This window comes from Glutamicibacter sp. AOP38-B1-38 (assembly GCF_052377485.1).
Lineage (GTDB): Bacteria > Actinomycetota > Actinomycetes > Actinomycetales > Micrococcaceae > Glutamicibacter.
The window spans coordinates 1-22,686 of sequence record NZ_JBQSWU010000002.1 but is presented as its reverse complement, the minus strand read 5'-3'; the positions used below and the strand labels follow the sequence as shown (position 1 = coordinate 22,686).

Sequence of the window (22,686 nt, the reverse complement as noted above, 5' to 3'; positions counted from 1 at the left end):
TCACCTTCGCACTAATTTCTATTCGTGGATAGTCTCCGACGTGGACCTTTTGATATTTAAGGTGATCATGATCATCGCCAGGGCTAGGAGGACTAGAGCCAGTCCTTGGAAACCGATAGCGGCTAGAATCGGTCCGGCGCAGAGCCCGCCCATCACCCCAGCCAAGCTCATGCAAAGATCTGAAGTTCCTTGCAGCTGCGGGCGTTCGTTGATTCCCACTGCACCGGAAATCATGGTTGATCCCGCTACCGTTGCGGCGGACCAGCCCAAGCCCAAACAAAGCAAGGCTATGGTGGTAACCACATGATCTGCGGAGTTGGTCCAAACCAGGACACTGGCGGAGATCAGTAGCGCCTGCCCTGCCAGAATGATCACCCGTGAACCGCATTTGTCGGTCAGCCACCCGAAGACCGGCGACAGGGCGTACATGCCAGCCACGTGCATGGATATGGTGAAACCGATTAAGGTGAGCGTTGCGCCATGGTGCTGCATATGAATCGGGGTCATCGACATCATCGACACCATATACATATGCGACAGGGCCACGGTGAGCACCGCCCGGCGCGCGGCTACGGACGTACGCAATATATGCCATCCACGGCGGCGGGCCTGCCCGGAATCCGGCCGACCCAAAGCCTGACGCTGCGCTATTCGCAGCGGATCGGGCCGGAGCCCGATCCAATAGACCAGTGCACCGGCTAGCTGTGCACACATGGCGATCAGGAATCCGCCGGTATAGGGCGGAAGGTTGATGTACTGGGCGATAACCTCGCCAGGCTCAAAGAGATTCGGACCGATGACCGCACCGATGGTCGTCGACCAGACGACTACCGAAAGATCGCGTCCGCGGGTGGCCTTCGTGGAAAGATCCGTGGCAGCGAATCGCGATTGCAGGTTCATTGCGGCGCCTGTGCCAAGAATCAGCATGCCCAGCATCAAAAGCGGCCAGAAGTCGAGGAATGCGGCGGCAATAATGACCACAATGCCGCTTGCCGCCAGTACTGCACCGCTCGAGAGGGATATCCGTCGCCCATGCTTCTGCGCCATCAACGCCAGCGGAATTGCCATGAGCGCCGCGCCCAGCGTATTCATCGTGGCGGCCATGCCTGCCAGCGAGTCCAGACCCGAGATGCTGACGATCAACAAGGACCCCAGGGTCAAGGTGGCGCCGCCGCCTAGCCCACCAAGGATTTGTCCAGCTGCAAGTACCGAAATCGATTTGCGTCGAACCCTTTGCACTTGCTGCTCGTCTAATGTGCCCAGATCATTGGATGCTGATTCGATCTGCACATTCACCCCCGCGTTCGTTCATCAGTGAATCCGTTACTGTCCAAGTATCCACGATATGCAGCTGGTCGGCGGGGTATTTCTTCGGGTATGGCAATGGCCCCGTTGAGAAACGGGGCCATCGCCGGGAAGAGACTAAGCGCTTAGAAGTCCCAGTCCTCGTCTTCGGTGTTCACTGCCTTGCCGATCACGTAGGAGGAACCGGAGCCGGAGAAGAAATCGTGGTTCTCATCGGCGTTCGGGCTCAGCGCCGCAAGGATCGCTGGCGATACGTCGGTGACGGTTGCCGGGAACATTGCCTCGTAGCCTAGGTTCATCAGGGCCTTGTTGGCGTTGTAGTGCAAGAACTTCTTGACGTCCTCGGACAGGCCTACCGGATCATAGAGATCGTGGGTGTACTGAACTTCGTTTTCGTACAGCTCATACATGAGTTCGAAGGTGTAGTCCTTCAGCTCCTGCTTGCGCTCTTCGCTTGCACCTTCCAGACCCTTCTGGAACTTGTAGCCGATGTAGTAGCCGTGAACGGCCTCATCGCGGATGATCAAGCGGATCAGGTCTGCGGTGTTGGTCAGCTTCGCGTGCGAGGACCAGTGCATCGGCAAGTAGAAACCCGAGTAGAACAAGAAGGACTCGAGCAAAGTTGAAGCAATCTTGCGCTTGAGTGGGTCTTCACCGTGGTAGTAGCTCTCAATGATCTGAGCCTTCTTCTGCAGGTTCACGTTCTCCGTGGACCAACGGAAAGCTTCATCGATTTCCTTGGTGGAAGCCAAGGTAGAGAAGATCGAAGAGTAGCTCTTTGCATGCACCGATTCCATGAAGGCGATATTGGTGTACACGGCTTCTTCGTGAGGCGTCAGCGCATCCGGGATCAGCGAGACCGCGCCGACGGTGCCCTGCAGGGTATCGAGCAGGGTCAAGCCGGTGAAGACGCGCATGGTGAGCAGCTTCTCGGCTTCGGTCAGAGTTCCCCACGACTGGATGTCGTTGGACAGTGGAATCTTTTCCGGTAGCCAGAAGTTATTGACGAGACGGTTCCAAACCTCTACGTCTTTATCATCCTGGATGCGGTTCCAGTTGATTGCTTCAACCTTGTTGGCGAGCTTAATCTTCTCGGTCATTGCCCCTCATCGAAACGCTAAAAATAGAATTAGTCTGCCTACAACTGTACCGCGAATCAGGCCGAGTGACGAACTTTGAATCGATTCGTTAGAACTTTATATACCAATCTGACTAGGCATTTAACGACAATCAACCAATAAGCGACAGTGTCGCTTATTGGTTGATTGGTGACATTAATGACGAAGAGACTCAGTCAAAAACTTGAGGCATTACAGTGCGCAGGAGACGCAACCTTCAACCTCGGTGCCTTCCAGCGCAAGCTGGCGTAGGCGGATGTAGTACAGGCTCTTGATGCCCTTGCGCCATGCGTAGATCTGCGCCTTGTTGATGTCACGAGTGGTCACGGTGTCCTTGAAGAACAGCGTCAAGGACAAGCCCTGATCCACGTGCTGGGTTGCAGCGGCGTAAGTGTCGATGATCTTCTCGTAGCCGATTTCGTAAGCGTCTTCGTAGAAGTCGATATTCTCGTTGTTCATGTAAGGAGCCGGGTAGTACACGCGGCCGATCTTACCTTCCTTGCGGATCTCGATCTTCGCTGCGACCGGGTGGATCGAGGAAGTCGAGTTGTTGATGTACGAGATCGAACCGGTTGGCGGCACAGCCTGCAGGTTCTGGTTGTAGATTCCGTGCTTCATGACCGAATCCTTCAGCGCACTCCAGTCTTCCTGGGTAGGAATGTGGATTCCGTCGAAGAGTTCGCTCACTCGCGCGGTGGCCGGAGCCCACTGCTGAGTGGTGTACTTGTCGAAGAATTCTCCGGATGCGTACTTCGAGTTTTCGAAGTTGTCGAAGGTTTCACCGCGTTCAATGGCGATCTTGTTCGACGCAGTTAATGCGTGGAACAGGATCGTGTAGAAGTAGATGTTGGTGAAGTCAATGCCTTCTTCGGAGCCGTAGTAGATGTGCTCACGGGCTAGGAAGCCGTGCAAGTTCATCTGGCCCAGTCCGATGGCGTGCGACTTCTTGTTTCCGTCAGCAATCGATGGCACCGAAGCGATGTAGGACATATCCGATACCGCGCTCAGGGCGCGAATCGCGATATCCACCGAGCCGGCGATATCCTTGCCGTCCATGGCCTTGGCGATGTTCATCGAGCCGAGGTTGCAGGAGATGTCCTTGCCGACCTTCGAGTAGCTCAAGTCATCTGCGAACTCGGAAGCCGAAGATACCTGCAAGATCTCCGAGCAGAGGTTCGACATCGTGATGCGACCCTCAATCGGGTTCTCACGGTTTACGGTGTCCTCGAACATGATGTACGGGTAACCGGATTCGAACTGGATCTCTGCCAAGGTCTGGAAGAATTCGCGGGCGCTGATCTTGGTCTTCTTGATGCGCGAGTCATCGACCATCTCTTCGTACTTTTCGGAGACCGAGATTTCGCTGAACGGCACGCCGTAGACGCGCTGCACGTCATACGGGCTGAAGAGGTACATGTCTTCGTTCTTGCGGGCAAGTTCGAAGGTGATATCAGGGATGACCACGCCGAGGGAGAGGGTCTTGATACGAATTTTCTCGTCGGCGTTTTCGCGCTTGGTGTCCAAGAAACGGTGGATATCTGGGTGGTGCGCGTTGAGGTATACCGCGCCTGCGCCCTGACGTGCACCAAGCTGGTTTGCGTAGGAGAAGGAATCTTCAAGAAGCTTCATCACTGGGATGACGCCGGATGACTGGTTCTCGATCTGCTTGATCGGTGCACCGTGCTCACGCAAGTTGGTAAGCGACAGTGCTACGCCGCCGCCGCGCTTGGAGAGCTGCAGCGAGGAGTTTACCGCGCGGGCGATGGACTCCATATTGTCTTCGATGCGCAGCAGGAAGCAGGAGACGAGTTCGCCGCGCTGCGCCTTGCCGGCGTTGAGGAAGGTGGGTGTTGCGGGCTGGAAGCGGCCGGCGATGATTTCATCGACCAGGCTCGTTGCAAGCTGCTCATCGCCGCGGGCCAGGTGCAGGGCTACCATGCACACGCGGTCCTCGTAGCGCTCCAGGTAACGCTTGCCGTCGAAGGTCTTCAGCGTGTAGGAGGTGTAGAACTTGAAGGCGCCGAGGAAGGTCTCGAAGCGGAACTTCTTCGCGAAGGCGCGCTTGAACAGATCGCGGATGAAGTTCATCGAGTACTGATCGAGGGTTTCACGCTCGTAGTACTCGTGCTTCACCAGGTATTCGAGCTTCTCATCCAGGTCGTGGAAAAAGACGGTGTTGTTGTTCACGTGATCCAAGAAGTACTGGCGGGCTGCGTAGCGGTCCACCTCGAATTGGATCTTGCCGTCTGGACCGTAGAGGTTCAGCATGGCGTTCAGATCGTTGTAGCTCAGGCCCTGCATATTTGCTGGGAGCTCTTTGGTGTCATTCATCGTTACTTCTTCTTGTGCGACGCTGGTGCCCAAAAGGTTTCAAGCCCTTCATTGACGTTGAGAACATCTTCCGGCGTTCCCATGAGTTCGAATGTGTACAAAACGGGTACGTCGCATTTGGCGGCAATTTTCTTGGCCGCGATGCAGTAGTACTCGCCGAAGTTCGTGTTCCCTGCGCCAATCACGCCACGCAAGTTTGCGCGGTTCTCTTCGTGACCCAGAAATTTCAAAATCTGGGGAAGGATTGAACGCTTCCCGCTTTCGCCGCCGTAGGTTGGTATGAGCAATACATACGGTGCCGTTGCGATCAGTTGCGGTTCGGTTGCAAAAACCGGGATGCGAGCCGCACTGAAATTCAATTTTTCCACGAAGCGCAAGGTGTTCTCCGATACCGAGGAGAAGTAAATCAAGTTGGTATCGGTGTATACCTTGGCTTCGTGAGCCTCAGCGTTTTGCCGTCGGTCGGCAACTGCTGCTGGTGGCATTTCTTCGCCTCCGCTAGGTGGTCGACGAGTAAGTTCCCTTGGACCCCGTGCGGGGCCCGGATGCCGACTAGTTGGCTACGGCCAAGGTAGCGATCTTGTCTGGGCGGAAACCCGACCAGTGATCGTTGTCGGTGATAACGACCGGAGCCTGCTGGTAGCCAAGGCCGCGGACGTGCTCTAGGGCGGCGGCATCCTGCGAGATGTCTACCTTGTTGTACTCGATGCCCTGCTTGTCCAAAGCGCGGTATGTAGCGTTGCACTGCACGCAGGACGGCTTCGTGTAAACGGTGATTGCCATTTCCCTGTTTCCCCTTTTTAAAAGTCCTTGTTTTGGCTCGGACTCCACCATTTCCTGGTGCTTCCGGCCATCCTCTCGGATGCCCCAAAATGCTGTCTATGGGGTGCTTTCGGTGTTTCACTCACCAACGGGTTCAATACTACATCTTGTGTTTGGCCGGTCAAGCGGCCACAAGATGATGTATTACAAGTATGTCATTCCTCCACCGGGCCGTCCACAGCCACTGTGGATATTAACGGTCATTTAAACCGCGATTTCTCGCGGTCGGCCAAAACTTGTCCACAGCCTCGAGGATGGTCGATGTGGTTTAAAAATTCTTCATGTGAGATGTTCCTCGGCGTGTTCCACGTCGTCCTGCCCGACGACCGGACACTAGATGTGCCCTAGCTCCAGTGTCGGGGGCCGGACCGACACTTTAGGCGCGCATCGGCGAACTGTGGGTAAGTGATCTCAGGCCTCTTGCACCGCGAAGGCCGGATGCACCCCGGCCAATGCCTCGGAGGTGCCGGCCACCGCGCGGGCCACGGCCTCGGGCAGGGCGAGGCCGGAAAGCAGCGCACCGGTGAGCTGGCCCAGGAAGCAGTCCCCGGCCCCTTTGGCCTCGGTGCTAATCCGGCCGGTGTCGAACTGCTCGAGCTCTTCCTCGTCCATCAGGAGCAAGCAGCCGATGAAATCTTCATCTTCGGTGGGCGCGGAGGTGGCGATCACATGCGCAGGGCCGGCATCCATGAGGTCCAAGGCCGCGTTGGCCGCGTCTTGCTCGTCATGGATCTGGGTTTCGGTGAGCAGCGCGAGCTCGAAGCAGTTCGGCGTCATCAGCCAAGCGTGTTCGACCAGATGCTCGGCATAGCTGGAAGCGACCTCCTCGCTCGCGTAGAGCCCGACATCCGTATCCCCGAAGGCGGGATCCAGGATCAGCCGCAGCTTCGGGTAGCGGGCCCGGGCGGCGCGGAACCAGTCGGCGATGATCCGCCCCTGGCTGGCCGCCCCGAGATAGCCGACGACCACGTAGCTGGCATCGCGCAGCGCGTCGCGGCTGAGCAGGTCCTCCAAAATGGCGCCAAGCCACTGATCCGAGATGGGGCCTCCGGCCACCGAGGGATAGTGCGGCAGATTGCTGAGCAGCACCGTGGGGACCGCCACCGTTCGGTGCCCGGCCAATTCGATCATTCGGGCGATGGCGTTGTTGCCCACCGATCCATAGGCCAGCTGGGAGCTGAGCACCACGGCGGCGACCGGGCGGGTATCTAGCTCAAAGCCGCTCATGCGTTCGCCTGCGGGTACTGGCGGGCGCCGAAGATCCCCTGACCCACGCGCACCACGGTGGCGCCTTCCTCGATGGCCAGCTCGAAGTCCCCGCTCATGCCCATGGAGAGCTGGTCGAAGTCTTCGGGGGCGCCGCCGTCGCGCAGCTGCGCCGCGGTGGTGCGCAGCAGCGCGAAGCTGGCGCGGATGGAGGACTCGTTCGTGGTGTTCGCGGCCATGGTCATCAGCCCTCGCGGGATGAGCCGATCCAGCGGGGCGATGGCTTCGAGCAGCGCACCGACCTGGCCGGCGTCGATCCCGGACTTGGTCTCTTCCCCGGAGGTGTTGACCTGGAGGAAGACCTGGAGGCTGCGGTCCTCGGCTTCCAGGCGGCGCTGCAGGGTTTCGGCGAGCTTCAGCGAATCCAGGGCATGGAACTCGTGGGCGAAGCGGGCTACGAACTTCGCCTTGTTGCCCTGCAGCGGCCCGATGACCGCATAGCGCAGTTCCGGGTAGTCGGCGGAGAATTCCTCGTATTTGGCCAGCGCTTCCTGGACCTTGTTCTCCCCCAGGGTGTCAACCCCGGCGTCGATGGCCAGACGCAGCCGGGCAGGTTCGATGGTTTTGGTGACCGGCAGCAGGCGCACCGCACCGGCTTCGCGGCCGGACCGGGCGGCGGCGGAGGAGATCTTCTGGTTGACGCTCGCCAGGTTCCGGGCGAAATCCTCGGTGGTTGCCGCCTGGGCCGCGGCCGGTTGCGAAGTTATCAAAGCGCCTGCGCCTCTTTCTGTTTGGTGGTGCTCGCTGCGAAAGCCGGCCCCGCTCACGCGGGTCCGGCTTCAAGCATAGGCATAGATCCCGGTGCTAGAACATTTGGCGCCAATTGGTCTTGGCCAGATCGAACAATTCGTCCCCGCGCCCGGAGAGCACCGTGCGGATGGCATAAAGCGCGAAGCCCTTGGCCTGCTCGACCTTGATGCTTGGCGGCATGGACATTTCCTGCCGGTCGGTGACCACGTCCAGCAACGCCGGCCCCTCGTGGGCGAGGAATTCTTTGACCGTGGCCTCTAGCTGCGCGGAGTCCTCCACCCGGAATCCCTTGAGTCCCGCGGCGTTGGCCACCGCACCGAAGTCGGGATTCTCCAGCTCGGTGGCATAGGTCACGAAGCCGGCGGCCTTCATCTCAAGTTCCACGAAGTTCAGCGAGGAATTGTTGAAGACCACCACCTTGATTGGCAGCTTATTCTGCGTGGCGGTCAGCAGCTCGCCGAGCATCATCGTCAGCCCGCCGTCCCCGGCGAAGGCGATCACCTGCCGCGTGCGGTCGATCGCCTGGGCACCGAGGGCGTGGCAGAGGGCGTTGGCCATCGAGCCGTGGTTGAAGGAGCCGAGCAGCCGGCGGTCTTCGGTCATGCTCAGGTAGCGGGCCGCCCAGATCACCGGGGAGCCCACATCGGCGGTGAAGATTGCGTCCTGGTCCGCCGCCAGATCGATCAGCCGGGCCAGGTACTGCGGGTGGATGGCCGCCTTGCCGCGCGAGGGGGTGGCCAGCTCGTCGAGTTTGGTGCGGGTTTTCGCGTAGTGCTCCAGCGCGTCATTCAGGTGCTTGCGCTTGCCCTGCCGGGGCAGTAGCGCCGAAAGCGCCGCGGCGGTGTCCTTCACCGTGCCCACCAGGGGCACATCCACGGTGGTGCGCCGGCCGAGCTGTTCCCCGCGCAGGTCGACCTGGATGATGCTGGCATGCTGCGGGTAGAACTGCTGGTAGGGGAAATCGGTGCCGAGCATCAGCAGCACCTCGCATTCCTCGATCGCCCGGTAGCCGGAGGCAAAGCCGAGCAGTCCGGTCATGCCCACGTCGAAGGGGTTCTCGTATTCGATATGCTCCTTGCCGCGCATCGAGTGCACGATCGGGGCGGCGAGCCGATCGGCCAGCTCCATCACCTCCGCGTGCGCCCCGGCGGTGCCGGCCCCGGCCAGGATGGTGACCTTGGCCGAGGATTCAAGCAGCTGCGCGGCGCGGGCAAGCTCCGCGTCGGCGGGCAGCACCCGCGGGCTGGTCTTGACGATCGCTTGGGTGCCGGCGCGTTCCATTTGGGAGAGCGCCACGTCCCCGGAGATCACCAGCACCGCAACCCCGCGCTTTTCGATCGCCTCGCGCATGGCGATGCGCAGCATCCGCGGCAGCTGCTTGGGGTCCGAGACCTGTTCGGCGTAGACCGAGCAGCCGCGGAAGATTTCTACCGGGTGGGTTTCCTGGAAATAGTTTGACCCGATCTCGTCGGTGGGGATCTGCGCGGCAATGGCCAGCACCGGCACCCGGGAGCGCTGCGCGTCGTAGAGCCCATTGATCAGGTGGAGGTTTCCCGGCCCGCAAGAACCGACGCAGACGGCCAGCTCCCCGGTGAGTTCGGCTTCGGCGGTCGCGGCGAAGGCTGCGCCCTCCTCGTGGCGATGATGGATCCATTCCATCTCCCCGTTTTCGCGCAGCGCATCGGTCAGCCCGTTCAGCGAATCTCCCGGGACCCCGTAGATGCGCTTAACACCCTGGGTGTGGAACTGTTCGATCATGTGTTCGGCGACGGTAGGCATTAATTTCCTCCTGCAAACAAGGGGCCGGAATCCACCGGTTGATAACGCTCAGCCTACGAGAGAAAAGCGCCGGCTGGCTAACCGCTAACCGGCAAAGCCCGGCCAGTAATGCGAATCGGGCAGCGCACGAGCACCGAAGATCCCCTGCCCTACCCGCACCACGGTCGCGCCCTCGGCGATGGCCAGCTCGAAATCCCCGCTCATCCCCATGGACAATTCCTCCAACCCGATCCCCTCGGGCGCCTGCTCGCGCAGCCGGTCGCGCAGTTCGCGCAGCGTGGTGAAGCAGGTGCGCACCGCCTGCTTCTCGGAGGAGAAGATCGCCAGGGTCATCAGCCCCTTCACCCGCAGCCGGTCCAGGCCGGGCAGGGAACGCAAGAACTCTGGGGCCGCTGCCGGGTCCAGACCGAATTTGGTTTCCTCGCCAGAGGTGTTCACCTGCACGAAAACAGCCAGGGTGCGGTCTTCGAGTTCCAGCCTGCGCTGCAGCGCGGTGGCCTGGCGCAAATTATCCAGGGCCTGGAATTCGTCGGCGAAACGGGCCACGTCCTTGGCCTTATTCGATTGCAGGTGGCCGATCACCGAATATTTGAGCCCCGGAATGTCGGCGAGGTTCTGGGCCTTGCGCGCGGCCTCCTGCACCTTGTTCTCCCCCAGCCAGTCCACGCCCGCCGCGATCGCCAGCCGCAGCCGCTCCTCGGGCACCGTCTTGGTCACCGGAAGCAGCCGCACGCTTCCCGGCTCCCGCCCGGCAGCGAGTTCGGCCGCCGCGATACGCTTGCGGACCGAGGCGAGATTTGCCTTGTACTGCGCCACGGTGTTCGCAGTGGGCGCGGCGCTTGAATCCGAGGTTGCCTGGCTCATACGGTATTGCTCCTGCATCCAACTGGAGATGTTGCTGATCTGGCTTCATCGTAATACGCCACGGGCCGCCCCGGGCTCAAAGCAACTAGGCTAGAGGCAACCAGCGGGCAGGCGAGCGAAACCTTGGAGGTTGCAGTGGAGGAACAGTCAAGCAGTCACGTGATCGATGCGCGGAACATCCCGAAACCCGAACGCCACGGAAAAATCATGGAGGCCTACGACTCCTTGCCCACCGGCGGGTACCTGAGCCTGCTCAATGACCACGAACCGGTGAACCTGCACGCGGAATTCGAACGCAACCTCCCCGGCACCTATATCTGGGAGGCAACCGAACGGATCGGCGGAGACTGGAAAGTCATCATCACCAAGCTCGCCGGCACCCCGGTGCCGCGCATCATGACGAACACGGCCTGGCTCGGCGAACAAGGCAGCACGGTAGACGGCGCCATCTGGAAGCTCGAACCGGAGGGCCGCGACCTGGATGCGAATGTCATCGCGCTGGCGCCAAGCCAGGAAATCGGCGAACACCGCGGCCCGGAACTGGACGTACTCATCCACGTGTTCGAAGGCACCGGGAAGCTGCACACCGAAACGGATTCGATCTCGCTAAAGCTCGGTGACGTGCTCTACCTTCCGGCACGTTCCAGGCGGCATTTCGTCGCCGGAGTCCACGGGCTGAAGTACTTCTCGGTGCATCAACGCAAGAAGACCTTGGGCCTGATGCCGGTGCTGCGCCCGGACGCCGATTAGCCTTCGAATCGTCCGGAGTCCAGGAATCCTTCAAGCTTCGCGCGGTGCGGTGCGAGGTCCAAACCTTGGGCGTCCAGCCACTGCTGGTTGTAATAGGTGTTGGCGTAGCGCTCGCCGGAGTCGCAAATGAGCGTGACGATGCTTCCCTGTTCCCCGCGTTCGATCATGCCTGCAATGATCTGGAAGACCGCGTAGAGGTTGGTTCCCGTAGACCCTCCGGTCCAGTGCCGGGTGTGTGCCCGCAGCAGGTACATGGCGGCCAGCGAGCCCGCGTCGGGCACCTGGATCATCTGGTCGATTACTCCGGGCACGAAGGACGGCTCGACGCTGGGTCGGCCGATCCCCTCAATCCGCGACCCGAGCCCGGTGGAGTACGCCATATTTCCGGTACGCCACCCCTCGTAGAAGGACGAGTTCTCCGGATCGGCCACGGCCACCTGGGTGTCATGCTGGCGGTAACGCACGTATCTGCCAAAAGTCGCCGAGGTGCCGCCGGTGCCGGCGCCGACCACGATCCATGAAGGAATCGGGTGGCGTTCGGCCGAAAGCTGCGAGAACACGGATTCGGCAATGTTGTTGTTCCCGCGCCAGTCGGTGGCTCGTTCGGCGTAGGTGAACTGATCCAGGTAGTATCCGTCGGATTCCTCGGCGAGCTGACGGGCCGCAAGGTCCACTTCGCCGGCGGCATCGACCAGGTGGCAGCGTCCGCCATAGAACTCGATGAGTTCAATTTTCTCCCTGCTGGTAGTCCGGGGTACTACAGCGATGAAAGGCAGGCCGAGCATGCGGGCGAAATACGCTTCGGATACCGCGGTGGAGCCGCTAGAGGCTTCCACAAGTGTGGTGTGCTCACCAATTTTGCCATTGACCAAACCGTAGAGCAGCAATGAGCGCGCCAAGCGGTGCTTAAGCGATCCGGTGGGATGCACCGATTCGTCCTTCAAATACAGGTCGATTCCCCACTGCTTTGGCAGCGGAAAGACATGGAGGTGGGTGTCTGCGCTGCGGTTCGCATCTGCGTCAAGCAGGGCGATCGCGGCTCGGACCCAATGGTTTGCTTTGCTAGTCTGCTCAGTCACGCACCCACTCTATCCCTAGTCCTTGACTTGGCGCAGAACGACTATACCGGCGGCCGTCGAGCTGCTTGTTGGAGGGATCTCGAATGCCATCTGGGGACGGCCCATTGAGGGGCTTCCCGGCCGGGAATGCACCAAGCTGCATTGCATTCCAAGGAGCTCTGCCCTGGCGCCTGCGCCTGAGCTGTCCGCCCCGGTGCGCCATAATCGTCAAATACGCTGCCGCCGAGTTTGATTGCGAGATCTCAAGATCAGCCTCGCGTACGCTGTGAGTTCGCAATGAGCTAAACCCTCCACTATTGAGAGTTATCTTCGGGCTGGCTAGGGTAGATTGAGTGGCCCGAGTTACCAAAAAGTAACAAACCACGGGATCCTCAACGAGAGTAGGGTAAAAATGTCAAAGACTGCCAAGACTTTCAAAGAAGTCGAGAAATCGCTGAACAAATTGGCTAAGTCAGCCAAGGCAGAAATCCCGAAGGATCTTCGCGAGACCTGGAATAACGCAATCTCCGGAGTGAACGGTGAAGCTATCGGCAACGCGGGCGCCAGCCTGATCGAAAGCGTCAGTGGCAATTCGAAGGCCGCACAGCGCACCCGTTCATCCGTTGAGAACGCAGTGAAGACCGCGCAGCAGAAGCTGGGCGCGCCAAAGAAGTCCTGCAAGAGCGGCAAGCTGCTGCTGGTCGGCGCGGTCGTTGCCGCGATTATCGCCGTCGTTGTTTCCAGCACTAAGAAGAGCGCCGCTCACTAATCTCTCGCATTCAAGCTAGCCAGCGTCTAAAACCGTGGTTCTGAAATTTTCGGAGCCACGGTTTTCGCGTGCACGGGGCAAAGCGAATAGCGGCGCTGCAGACAGCTGCGTGCCGCTATCTAGAAAATCGCCAGTATTCTAATCACGGCAAATCCCAAACCTCAAGGTCTCTAGCCAACGGCCGAATCGGCTTTCAGAATGCCTAATCCCGAGCGGAGCCAAAACGCTTTACGGCTCGGCTCGCCTGAGGCAAGATGAGAAAACGTGGCAAGTTTCCCATTCGTGAAGCAATAGCGTGATGCCATCCCACCGCGGGCCTCAAGCCGACAGCCTGGCCACGCGGGCGCCCAAAGACTAATAGCTACCTTCAGTAAGAGAACGAAGCGCTGCGACATGACGGACATAAGCCTGCCGTCCGTTGGGAGTGAGCATTAGCCGCACATGGCTTCTCCCACCTTTGGAGAATTTTTCCACGTCGATAAATTCGGCCTCGGAAAGCTGCTTCAGATGCTTGCTCAGTACAGAATCGGCAATTCCCAACGAATCACGCAGTTGAGCAAACTCGGCATATTTGAGTGGAGCCAAGCTGGCGCAGATACGCAGACGGATTGGGGCATGAATCAGTTCATTGAACTCACCGTGATCAGACACCGCGCTCATTCGCGTCCTTGAGCCGATTCTTGATCGTTGCCGTGCGCATACCGGTCATGCACAAACAAAGAACACCAAATAGCGCCAGCCATTTCAGGCCCGCCTCACCCCAGGACCCAGGTTCCCAGAAGTTAGCGACCTGCAAGGTCAACATAAACAGAAGAACATAGCCCATGTAGCGGCCTGAATGCCTGAGAACCGGACGCGCCCTGGGCCGCTTGCGCATCAACAGATAATACCAGAAACCCAGGGGAATGATCAGCAAAAACAGCGCAAAGAAGGCCGGCCATGACACGTAATTCACCAATGTACAGACCGTTGCCACGAAGGCCAGCACGGCATACATGATTTTACGCGGCGCCTCCGTGGCACCAACCATCGCCTCCGAAGCATCTTCTATTTCCGCGAGTGCTTCGCGCGGCTCATAGCCGCCCGCCACATGCTTTTCACTGTCCATCACACCCTACTTTCCGTTAAGGAAAGTCTTGACTTTCCATAATGGAAAGTCAAGGTTTCTCCGCGCTTCGCCAACCTGGCCGAGCTGCCTTCAACAGGATTTCGAGCCTGCTCGGATGGATCTCCAAGCAGACTCGATGCCTTGCAATGCCAACCACTAGTCTTTCAATGACTATCGACGAGCACGCGAGTTCTTGATTGCGGCTGCGAGCCCTAATCCTGCGGCAACCAAGCCGACCGGAATCAGCCAAAGACTGTTTGCCCCGGTGTCGGCGAGCCTATCGATTTTACGCTGTTCGGGCTCCTCCTCGGAGGGTTCTTTGGTCGGTTCGGAGCTTTGCTCCTGCTTGGGTTCCGTGGTTTCTTCGCTCGGGGTTTCATTCACCTCTGGACGTTGGGAAGGCTCGGCCGTGGGCGAAGCCTCCGGTGCTGCCGACTCGTCCGGAGTCTGCGACTCAACGGGACTCTCGCTTATCCCAAAGACCTCTTCGGCCGCACCCAAATTAGCGAACACCGTTTCACCGCTGGCATCATCCACCGCATCGTTGTCGGTGACGATATACACATCACCGCTGCCGGCGACGGCCAGGCCTTCGAGCTTCTCCTGGGTCCAGCCATTGGTCGCTTCAAGCACCGGAAGCACGTCTACTGCCAGTTCCTTTTCCAGCATGGTGACCTCACCGGCCGCACCTTCTGGAAGTTCAAACTTATACAGGGCCTTGAGCTGAGCATTCTCACCGTTGCGCTTGTCGCGCTCGATGACGGCGAACGATCCGTCCGGAAGCTCGGTGATTTCCGAGAGCCCATTCCACGATCCATCGTCACCGGCTGGCTCAAGCTGGTAGCCATACCAGGTGAATTCGGCAGAGTCCGGAACATACTTGCCGATGCGGACGAAGTCTTCGCCTGGCACTTCGCGCTGCAGGGTGAAGATCACCTCTTCTTCTGCGCCTTCACCGCGCACGCTGACACCTTCGAGTCCCTGTCCGCCGAGCTCTGCGACAACTTCCGCAGGCAGCGACACTTCCTCGATGACGGCCCCGGCTTCATCAATGCGCACCAGCGCATTTTCTGCGCCTTCCTGACCTTCATGCGCAGCCCAGAACCCTCCCTCGGCACGGGCCGCGATGCCTTCAAGATCAAATTCGGCAGGGGCACCGTCCTTGGTCACCGCCATGGAGCTCTCGACCAGCGTGGGCTTCTGCGCGGTGTCGATGGAGTAAATGCGTGGCTCATAAGCGCTGTCACTGACCGCGTAAAGCTTCTCCAACTCTTCCGGGTTCTCACTCAACCCGCTCAAGGCACCGAACGGCACCAGGTTCTCGATGCTGGATGCCAACGCCGGGAATTGCGCTTCGGTTGCACCGAAGGAGAATAGCGTAATCGACGATCGCACGCCCTTGTCTGCCTCATCGGTTTCCGAGGCCACGGCCAACAAGTCCCGGCCTGGAATCGGAAGGATGCCTTCCGGGCCGTTGGTGGTCGGCAGGGTCTGCACATATTCCGGATTGGTTGGATCGCTCAGTTCGTACACCGCGACGAAATTGCCGCGTTCCGAGGCAACGAAGGCGTAGTCGACACCGTTGAAGTTGTCGATCGCCAACCCCTCGGGTTCCACGCCCTTCTTGCCTGCGCGCTTCTCCGGGAACAGCCCCTGGGAGAGCGCCAACCGCTCGAAGGTGTTTCCTGCATCCCAAGCAACTTCGCCGGTTTCGGAATCGAAGATGGTGAAGCCTCGGCTGCCACCTTTCCAGTCCCCCTCGTTGGCGGTGGCGAGGTAGCGATCTTGGATCCAGCCGATCGCGTCCGGTTCGCGCGGAACGTCTTTCAGCGAGCCGGTGGGATCCAGTTTCCCGTCTTTTTCGATGTCTATGTTTTCCAGGTCAACGCTGCCCGCGCTGAAGGCGTCGGTAATGTCGCCGCTGGGCAGGTCGATGAGGACTACGCCGTTGTTTTCTTGGAGGGTTACCGCCAGTTGGTTTTTGGCATTGATGGTGACGTACTCGGGCTCCGGATCCTGTGGGGTGTCGAATCCGGCGTCGTTAAGCATCGGAAGCGCAATCGGGGCTTCGCGCGGCCCCGCGGTCAGCGGTACCTCGCGAACGCTCCAGGCTTCGGGGTTTTCGCCCACGAGATCCAGGATCTCGATAGCACCGGCGGGCGCCTGCGGCAGACCGCCATCTCCGGCGTCCTCGTCACGTTCGTTTTCGATGGCGATCGCCGCGTAGGCGCCGTCTTCAGAGATCGCGATAGAGTCCGGCTGTCCGGTCAATTCGATGCTGTGGACCAGCGTACGGTCAGCGATGCGCACAACGTCAACACGCCCCGAAGGGTTCGAGTAGCTTTCCGAGGTGTTGACTACGACAAAAACGTACTCTCCATAGGCGGCAACGCTAGTTGGCTCGTCTTCTGGGCTACCGAGCTGGTGCAGCGGGAGCGTTCCCAAACCCTTCGGTGCGGCGGGGTCGCTGATATCCACGAATCCCACCTGGCGGGCGAGCGCGTCAGAGTAGATCAGGGTTTTGCCGTCTTCGGAAACGGTCGAGATTTCGGAGGCAGTTTCGGCTGCGGCCCCGTCTGGGTCGTTCTGATACACCGGGTAGGTCGCGGTGCGTTCAAAGTAGCTCCCGGTTTCGGCGGTTGCGACCCCCGCCGTAGTCAATGGCGCAACGCCTACTGCGCCCACCACTATGGCTGCGGCGAGAATGCCTGCAGATTTCTTTGCAACTCGGTTCACGTTCCCTATCCCCATCAAGCTTGATATTTCCCATAAATTCCCTCTTAAGATTGGCAAATCAATCCGGCCGCGAGGTGAATTCCGGGCAACGGGAGTTGAACAAGTTGTAGCTAGTTCATTCACTCACATTTAGTTGAAATCATTCAACTAAATGTGAGTGAATGTGGGTGCAGGCATCTCGGTGCACCTGCGCGGCTTATTCAATTCACAAGGAAATTAAGAACGGACGTGCTCATGATCCTGAACAACACCACAGTCTTAGGTACCGGCGTACTTGGCTCCCAGATCATCTTCCAAACCGCCTACCACGGACTACCCGTGGTCGGCTACGACATCGATGATGCTGCCCTCGAAGCCGCCGCCGCCAGGCTGGATAAATTAGTCCCGGTTTACGCGGAGTACTTTGACGCCGGCGACAACACGAAAGCTCAAGCAGCACGCGATTCCATCCGGTTGAGCAGTGACTTAGCCGAGGCTGTCGAGGATGCGGACCTGGTGATCGAAGCGGTACCAGAAAGCCTGGAAATCAAGCAGGATACCTACCGGAACCTTGCGCAAACAGCCCCAGAACGCACCGTCTTCGCCACTAACTCCTCGACGTTGCTTCCTTCAGCTATTGCAGGGTTCACCGGCCGGCCCGATCGCTTCCTTGCGTTGCACTACGCCAACCGAGTTTGGCAAAACAATACCGGCGAAGTCATGGGCACCGAGTCGACCAGCGCCGAAGCCTACGAAGCAGTGGTGAACTTCGCCGAACGCACCGGGATGGTTCCAATTCGGGTGCTCAAGGAGCAGCCGGGATACGTGCTCAACTCGTTGCTCGTACCTTTTCTGCAGTCTGCGAGCCATCTACTGGTAAATGGCGTCGCGGACGCAGCAACCATTGACCAGACATGGAAACTGGGCACCGGAGCTCCCAAGGGTCCCTTTGAAATTTACGACATCGTCGGGCTGAACACCGCGTACAACATTTCACGTTCCGGAGATGAAACCAGCCAGAAATTCGCAGAACTGCTCAAAAACAACTACATCGAACACGGAAAACTCGGTACTGCCACGGGTGAAGGCTTCTACAAGTACGACTAGGTATTCCTCGGGCACACGCCATAGACCGGCATGCGCAAGTTCCTCATAGCAGCCGGGAAAGCAATCGCGGTTAGGATGGGCTGGTGGCACATATCGACGTTTCCGACATCCAATACTTCCTTTCCGACGGCACCCAGTTGCTCGGCGGGGTCACCTTCAAAGTGACCGCCGGCTCCAAAACCGCTTTAATCGGGCCGAACGGCACCGGTAAAACCACCCTGATCAAGATCATCTCCGGTGATCTCAAAGCCGACGAAGGCGCGATAAACCGCTCGGGATCGATGGGCATTATGCGCCAGTTCGTGGGCCAGGTTCGCGACGAATCGACGGTGAAGGATCTCTTGCTTTCCACCGCCGCCCCGTCCGTCGTTGCTGCAGCCGCCAAGGTTGCAGCGTGCGAAGCGAAGATGCTGGTCAGCGAGGACGAAAAGGTCCATATGCGCTACGCCGAAGCGATTATCGAGTGGGGTGACGCCGGAGGCTACGAGCTGGAAACCACTTGGGACAAGGTCTGCATGGCAGCGCTGGGCATTCCCTTTGATCGTGCCCAGGACCGCCAAGCGCGCACCTTGTCCGGCGGCGAGCAGAAGCGCCTGGTATTGGAGGCGCTTTTCGAAGGCAACGATGAGCTGCTGCTCTTGGATGAGCCGGATAACTATCTAGACGTACCGGGTAAGCGCTGGCTTGAAGCGATGATGGAGCGCTCCCCCAAGACGGTGCTATTCATCAGCCACGACCGCGAGTTGCTCAACAACGCGGCCACGCGCATCGTCACGCTGGAGCCCGGCCATGGTGGAGCCACCGCGTGGATCCACGGTGGTTCGTTCGGCTCCTACGTACAGGCCCGCAAGGAACGCAACGAACGCTTCGAGGAACTGCGCAAGCGCTGGGATGAAGAGCATTCCAAGCTCAAGGAATTGGTCATCATGTATAAGACCAAGGCGGCGTTCCGTTCGGATATGGCTAACCGGTATCACGCGGCACAGACACGCTTGGACAAGTTCCTGGAGGCCGGCCCGCCGCAGGCGATTCCGCTAGAGCAAAATGTGAAGATGCGGCTGAAGGGTGGACGCACCGCTAAGCGAGCGGTCGTAGCCGAAAAGCTCGAACTCACCGGGCTGATGAAGCCCTTCAGCAACGAGATCTGGTTTGGTGACCGTGTTGGCGTGCTCGGTTCCAACGGCTCGGGCAAATCCCACTTCCTGCGGCTGCTGGCTGCCGGCGGCACCGATCCCGAACGGGAGCACGAGCCGGTTTCAGATGTGAAGCTCGCCGAAGTTCCTCATGAGGGAACGGTAAAGCTCGGCGCTCGGATTCGCCCTGGCTACTTTGCCCAGACCCACACCCGCCCCGACCTATTCGGCCGCACCTTGCTGGAGATTCTGCACCGCGGTGACGAGCACCGTTCGGGGCTTGCCCGTGAGGCTGCCGCAGGCGCATTGGACGGCTACGGTCTGGCTGGCCAATCTGAGCAGAAGTTCGAGTCGCTCTCCGGAGGCCAACAAGCCCGTTTCCAGATCCTGCTCCTGCAGCTATCCGGAGCGACCCTGCTGTTGCTTGATGAGCCGACGGATAACCTCGACCTGCATTCCGGCGAAGCGCTCGAGCATGCGATCGATTCCTTTGAAGGCACCGTGCTCGCGGTGACTCACGACCGCTGGTTCGCAAAGTCGTTTGACCGCTTCCTGGTCTTTGGCTCAGACGGCAAGGTCTACGAGTCCGATACTCCCGTGTGGGACGAGAAGCGCGTGCAGCGAGAGCGCTAAGCGCACTGCGGATAGTCCCGCGTGAAGAACTGCCTTGCACAGCCAGTTCCTCGCGCGGGACTTTCGCGCCGAGAATTCCTCCATTCATCGAAGATGCGGCATAGCTGGCGTCTGCCGGTCGCCTGCCTGGTCGTGAAAATTATTCGACTAGCTTGCCTGCGGCGGAGACCTCTTGGATCAAGTCCGCTATTTCTGCTGGCACTTCCACGATGGCTTCTCGGGTGATCCCGGTCTTCGGCGACCAAATGAGATTCACCTGCAAGCCGGGGTCCATGGCTGGGAAGTCGCTGCGGTTGTGGCAGCCTCTGGTTTCGCGGCGTTCCAAGGCGGCCTCCAGGGTTGCCCGGGCGGCCAGCGCCGAGGATTTCAAGTCAAAGGCATGGGATAGGTCTTGGAACCCTGCGATGTCGGGATGAATTCCGATGTTTGCCATGCGCTGTTCGATCTTGTCGAGTTTCGCCAGGCCGGCAAGCAATCCTTGCTCGTCTCGCACCACTCCTGCGTGCGCGGTCATCACATCGCGGATGGCGCGCTGCAACGCACGTACGTTCTCCACGTCATCTGCGGCCAAGAGGTCCTCGATGTCGCGTCGTGCCTCGGCGATGGCTTCTGCGGATCGAGGCTGGGATTCCAGCCCCCTGGCATACGTGGCGGCCGCCTGTCCGACGATTCGCCCGAAAACCAAGAGCTCGATCAGCGAGTTGCCACCTAAGCGGTTGGCACCGTGCAGCCCGCTTGAGGCCTCACCGATCGCATAGAGTCCGGTGACTTCGGTTGCATGATCGTAAGGGTCCACCCAGACCCCGCCCATCGAATAGTGTGCGGTAGGTGCGATCTCGATGGGTTCGCGGGTAATGTCCAGCATCTGTTCTTCGAGCATCGTCTGGTACACCCTTGGCAGCCGCTCCATGATCAGCTGGCGCGGCAGGTGCGAAACATCGAGCCACACCCCGCCCTTTTCCGTTCCGCGCCCTTCGCGGATCTCGGTATAGGCCGCGAGCGCCACTCGGTCGCGGGTAGAAAGCTCCATGCGTTCCGCATCGTAGTTTTTCATGAAGCGTTCACCGAGCTGGTTGCGCAGGATTCCACCCTCCCCACGGGCGGCTTCGGAGATCAGGGTTCCTGCAGCCGATTCGGGTTCGATAATCCCCGAGGGGTGAAATTGCACGAGTTCCGGATCTCGCAGGCGGGCACCGGCCTCGACGGCCAAGCGGAACGAATCTCCAGTGTTTTCGTCACGTCGCGACGAGCTGCGCCGCCAGATGCGGTTGTGCCCGCCGGCGGCGAGGATGACCGAGTCGGCATGGATCAGGTATCGGGTTCCGTTGTTCACGTCGAAGCCGTAGGCGCCGAAGATTTGATTGTCCTTGACGAGCAGTCGGGTGATATACACCGTGTCAAGTATCGGAATCTCAAGTTGCTCGGCACGTCGAATCAGCGTGCGCTGGATTTCCAGTCCGGTGTAGTCCCCTGCAAATGCGGTGCGGCGGAACTTGTGCGCTCCGAAGAAGCGCTGTGAAATGCGGCCATCGTGTTCCCGGGCAAAATTCATTCCGTACCGTTCGAGATCCTCGATTCCGCGTTTCGCGCCCTGGGCCACGGTCTGCACGGTGCGCGGATCGGCGAGGAAATAGCTTTCCTTGATGGTGTCTGCAGCGTGTTGCTGCCAGCTGTCTTCTTCATCCATGGTGCCAAGGGCCGCGTTGATTCCACCGGCCGCCAAAGAGGTGTGCGCATCGTGACGCTGACGCTTTCCCACGGCCAGGACATCTACGCCGAGTTCGGCGAGTTCGATAGCGGCCCGGAGTCCCGAACCGCCGGTCCCGATAACTAGGACGGTGGTTGAAATCTGCTGTTCTTTGCTGCTGTAAGTGTTCATGACATCAAGCATCTGCCTCTAAGAAACATACGTCCAATGAATTATCTTCATGGTTTCGATAGCCGTATGCTATGGGATATGAATCTAGAGCAGCTGCGGGGTTTCGCGACGATCGCCAGGGTGGGGCACTTCACAAGAGCTGCCGAGGATCTGCATCTGACGCAACCGTCGTTGAGCCGTCAGATTTCCACCCTCGAACAAGATCTGGGCTCCCAGCTATTTCACCGCGCGCGGGGCAACATCACGCTGACTGCCGCCGGTGAAGCGTTGCTGCCGCTGGCACGCCGCATGCTCGCCGATGAAGAGAATGTGCGCACCGAAATGGCAGAGCTGGCAGGATTGCGGAAGGGTCGGGTTCGGCTAGGCGCTCCCCCAACCCTGTGCGTCTCGCTGGTTGCCGAAGTGCTCGATGTCTTTCACCGCCGATTCCCCGGCATTGAGCTTCACCTGAGCGAAGCCGGGTCGAAGGATCTGTTGGATGAGCTAGCTGGCGGGCTGCTGGATCTCGCCCTCGTTGTTACCTCGGAGCATTCTGCAGCGGAGAGAAGTCTGGCCAGTCTCCCGCTGCTATCCGAAGAACTTGTCGTCATCGATTCAACGGCTAAACCACGTCTCGGGGCCAAGGAATTCCTAGATCTCAAGGCCCTGTCGAGGCTTCCTCAAATAGTTTTTTCGCAAAGCTACGACCTGCGTGCAAGTACGATGAACGCCTACCGTGCACAGGGCCTGGCCCCCAACGTAATCCTAGAAGGCGCCGAGATGGACGCTGTCTTGCGCTTCGTCGAAGTCGGATTGGGGGTTGCGGTTGTCCCGGCGACCGTGCTGGTTGATCGCCCCGGGCTCAGCGCCACAGCGCTGAAAGATCCACAATTGACGCGGACCATCGGTCTGGCGCATCGCCGAGATGTTTCATTGACTCGTGCCGCAGCCGCCATGCAGGAAATCATTCTAAGCACGGCTCGGTCACTGGCCGAACGCCAGCCTCGAATCACAAGCCTGCTGTCTGCCAGCGAACTTAGTCCTTGATTCGCAGACCAAGATATGCGGCGAACTCATGCGACAGGGAACTCAACTGCTGCTCGCTGATCGTGGCACCGCGCAATCCTTCGATGCCTTGGACTTGCGAGATTTCCAACCCGGTCAGATCAACCGAGCTGAGAGTTGCACGCTCCACGCTCAGCACCCCGGTACGACAATTTTCAAAGCTCACGCGTTGCGCCTTGGCCTGCTGCAAATCAATTTCATCAAAGGTGCAATCCCGGAAGAGCACGTCCCGCAGCTGCGCGGAGCGAAGATTGA

20 protein-coding genes are annotated in these 22,686 nt (G+C 59.5%); 5 read left to right on the top strand and 15 right to left on the bottom strand.

Features of this window, described 5'->3' with window-relative positions; all coding sequences use genetic code 11:
* Window positions 1-18: 18 nt before the first annotated feature.
* The 9 genes from ACT3TP_RS01205 to ACT3TP_RS01165 all read right to left on the bottom strand — a co-directional run bounded on the left by ACT3TP_RS01205 (window position 19) and on the right by ACT3TP_RS01165 (window position 10,235).
* Window positions 19-1,290, bottom strand: a complete 1,272-nt coding sequence (locus ACT3TP_RS01205) for an MFS transporter (RefSeq protein WP_096285291.1) — start codon at window positions 1,288-1,290, stop codon at window positions 19-21.
* Between the two features lie 140 nt (window positions 1,291-1,430).
* The gene (gene nrdF / locus ACT3TP_RS01200; RefSeq protein ID WP_096284905.1) at window positions 1,431-2,405 is read right to left on the bottom strand and encodes a class 1b ribonucleoside-diphosphate reductase subunit beta; all 975 of its coding nucleotides are present in this window, start codon (window positions 2,403-2,405) and stop codon (window positions 1,431-1,433) included.
* A gap of 210 nt (window positions 2,406-2,615) precedes the next feature.
* Window positions 2,616-4,754 (bottom strand): class 1b ribonucleoside-diphosphate reductase subunit alpha, encoded by a 2,139-nt coding sequence (nrdE, locus tag ACT3TP_RS01195; protein ID WP_444618898.1) that lies wholly within the window; start codon window positions 4,752-4,754, stop codon window positions 2,616-2,618.
* A 2-nt stretch (window positions 4,755-4,756) separates the two neighbouring features.
* Complete coding sequence (gene nrdI / locus ACT3TP_RS01190; RefSeq protein WP_096284909.1) at window positions 4,757-5,239, bottom strand: class Ib ribonucleoside-diphosphate reductase assembly flavoprotein NrdI; 483 nt, start codon at window positions 5,237-5,239, stop codon at window positions 4,757-4,759.
* A gap of 67 nt (window positions 5,240-5,306) precedes the next feature.
* Window positions 5,307-5,537, bottom strand: a complete 231-nt coding sequence (gene nrdH, locus ACT3TP_RS01185) for a glutaredoxin-like protein NrdH (RefSeq protein ID WP_096284911.1) — start codon at window positions 5,535-5,537, stop codon at window positions 5,307-5,309.
* 450 nt (window positions 5,538-5,987) lie between these two features.
* A complete protein-coding gene (locus tag ACT3TP_RS01180; RefSeq protein ID WP_444618896.1) occupies window positions 5,988-6,803 on the bottom strand; it encodes a PfkB family carbohydrate kinase in 816 nt (271 codons plus the stop codon).
* Window positions 6,800-7,552, bottom strand: coding sequence for a YggS family pyridoxal phosphate-dependent enzyme (locus tag ACT3TP_RS01175; protein ID WP_444618894.1), 753 nt, complete (start codon window positions 7,550-7,552; stop codon window positions 6,800-6,802). The genes ACT3TP_RS01180 and ACT3TP_RS01175 overlap by 4 nt, the downstream gene beginning before the upstream one ends.
* 94 nt (window positions 7,553-7,646) lie before the next feature.
* Window positions 7,647-9,371, bottom strand: a complete 1,725-nt coding sequence (gene poxB, locus ACT3TP_RS01170; protein ID WP_096284915.1) for a ubiquinone-dependent pyruvate dehydrogenase — start codon at window positions 9,369-9,371, stop codon at window positions 7,647-7,649.
* Between the two features lie 84 nt (window positions 9,372-9,455).
* Window positions 9,456-10,235 (bottom strand): YggS family pyridoxal phosphate-dependent enzyme, encoded by a 780-nt coding sequence (locus tag ACT3TP_RS01165; RefSeq protein WP_444618892.1) that lies wholly within the window; start codon window positions 10,233-10,235, stop codon window positions 9,456-9,458.
* Window positions 10,236-10,370: 135 nt separating this feature from the next.
* Between ACT3TP_RS01165 and ACT3TP_RS01160 the strand changes: the two genes are divergently transcribed.
* Complete coding sequence (locus ACT3TP_RS01160) at window positions 10,371-10,985, top strand: DUF2249 domain-containing protein (protein WP_444618890.1); 615 nt, start codon at window positions 10,371-10,373, stop codon at window positions 10,983-10,985.
* Here ACT3TP_RS01160 and ACT3TP_RS01155 read toward each other — a convergent pair.
* Window positions 10,982-12,064: a PLP-dependent cysteine synthase family protein gene (locus tag ACT3TP_RS01155; RefSeq protein ID WP_444618888.1), complete on the bottom strand. Its 1,083-nt coding sequence runs from the start codon at window positions 12,062-12,064 to the stop codon at window positions 10,982-10,984. The two genes, ACT3TP_RS01160 and ACT3TP_RS01155, sit on opposite strands and share 4 nt — an antisense overlap.
* 391 nt (window positions 12,065-12,455) lie before the next feature.
* Between ACT3TP_RS01155 and ACT3TP_RS01150 the strand changes: the two genes are divergently transcribed.
* The gene (locus ACT3TP_RS01150; protein WP_444615667.1) at window positions 12,456-12,812 is read left to right on the top strand and encodes a hypothetical protein; all 357 of its coding nucleotides are present in this window, start codon (window positions 12,456-12,458) and stop codon (window positions 12,810-12,812) included.
* Between the two features lie 354 nt (window positions 12,813-13,166).
* On the opposite strand, the gene ACT3TP_RS01145 is transcribed toward ACT3TP_RS01150, so the two are convergent.
* The 3 genes from ACT3TP_RS01145 to ACT3TP_RS01135 all read right to left on the bottom strand — a co-directional run bounded on the left by ACT3TP_RS01145 (window position 13,167) and on the right by ACT3TP_RS01135 (window position 16,656).
* Complete coding sequence (locus ACT3TP_RS01145) at window positions 13,167-13,472, bottom strand: transcriptional regulator (RefSeq protein WP_096284927.1); 306 nt, start codon at window positions 13,470-13,472, stop codon at window positions 13,167-13,169.
* A complete protein-coding gene (locus ACT3TP_RS01140) occupies window positions 13,456-13,920 on the bottom strand; it encodes a hypothetical protein (RefSeq protein ID WP_444618886.1) in 465 nt (154 codons plus the stop codon). Before ACT3TP_RS01140 ends, ACT3TP_RS01145 begins: the two co-directional genes overlap by 17 nt.
* A 171-nt stretch (window positions 13,921-14,091) precedes the next feature.
* Window positions 14,092-16,656: an esterase-like activity of phytase family protein gene (locus tag ACT3TP_RS01135; RefSeq protein ID WP_444618884.1), complete on the bottom strand. Its 2,565-nt coding sequence runs from the start codon at window positions 16,654-16,656 to the stop codon at window positions 14,092-14,094.
* Window positions 16,657-16,890: 234 nt separating this feature from the next.
* Between ACT3TP_RS01135 and ACT3TP_RS01130 the strand changes: the two genes are divergently transcribed.
* Together ACT3TP_RS01130 and ACT3TP_RS01125 are read left to right on the top strand one after the other, a co-directional pair.
* Entirely contained in the window at window positions 16,891-17,742 is an 852-nt protein-coding gene (locus ACT3TP_RS01130; protein WP_096284933.1) for a 3-hydroxyacyl-CoA dehydrogenase, read from the top strand.
* Between the two features lie 83 nt (window positions 17,743-17,825).
* On the top strand, window positions 17,826-19,508 hold the full coding sequence (locus ACT3TP_RS01125) for an ABC-F family ATP-binding cassette domain-containing protein (protein WP_444618882.1): 1,683 nt from the start codon (window positions 17,826-17,828) through the stop codon (window positions 19,506-19,508).
* A 139-nt stretch (window positions 19,509-19,647) separates the two neighbouring features.
* Here the strand turns inward: ACT3TP_RS01125 and ACT3TP_RS01120 are convergent, their stop codons facing one another.
* Window positions 19,648-21,387, bottom strand: coding sequence for an FAD-binding protein (locus ACT3TP_RS01120; protein ID WP_444618880.1), 1,740 nt, complete (start codon window positions 21,385-21,387; stop codon window positions 19,648-19,650).
* Window positions 21,388-21,465: 78 nt separating this feature from the next.
* Between ACT3TP_RS01120 and ACT3TP_RS01115 the strand changes: the two genes are divergently transcribed.
* Window positions 21,466-22,413: a LysR family transcriptional regulator gene (locus ACT3TP_RS01115; protein ID WP_444618878.1), complete on the top strand. Its 948-nt coding sequence runs from the start codon at window positions 21,466-21,468 to the stop codon at window positions 22,411-22,413.
* Here ACT3TP_RS01115 and ACT3TP_RS01110 read toward each other — a convergent pair.
* Window positions 22,403-22,686 (bottom strand): pentapeptide repeat-containing protein (locus ACT3TP_RS01110; protein ID WP_444618876.1); only part of this gene is annotated, 284 nt, incomplete at its 5' end. The two genes, ACT3TP_RS01115 and ACT3TP_RS01110, sit on opposite strands and share 11 nt — an antisense overlap.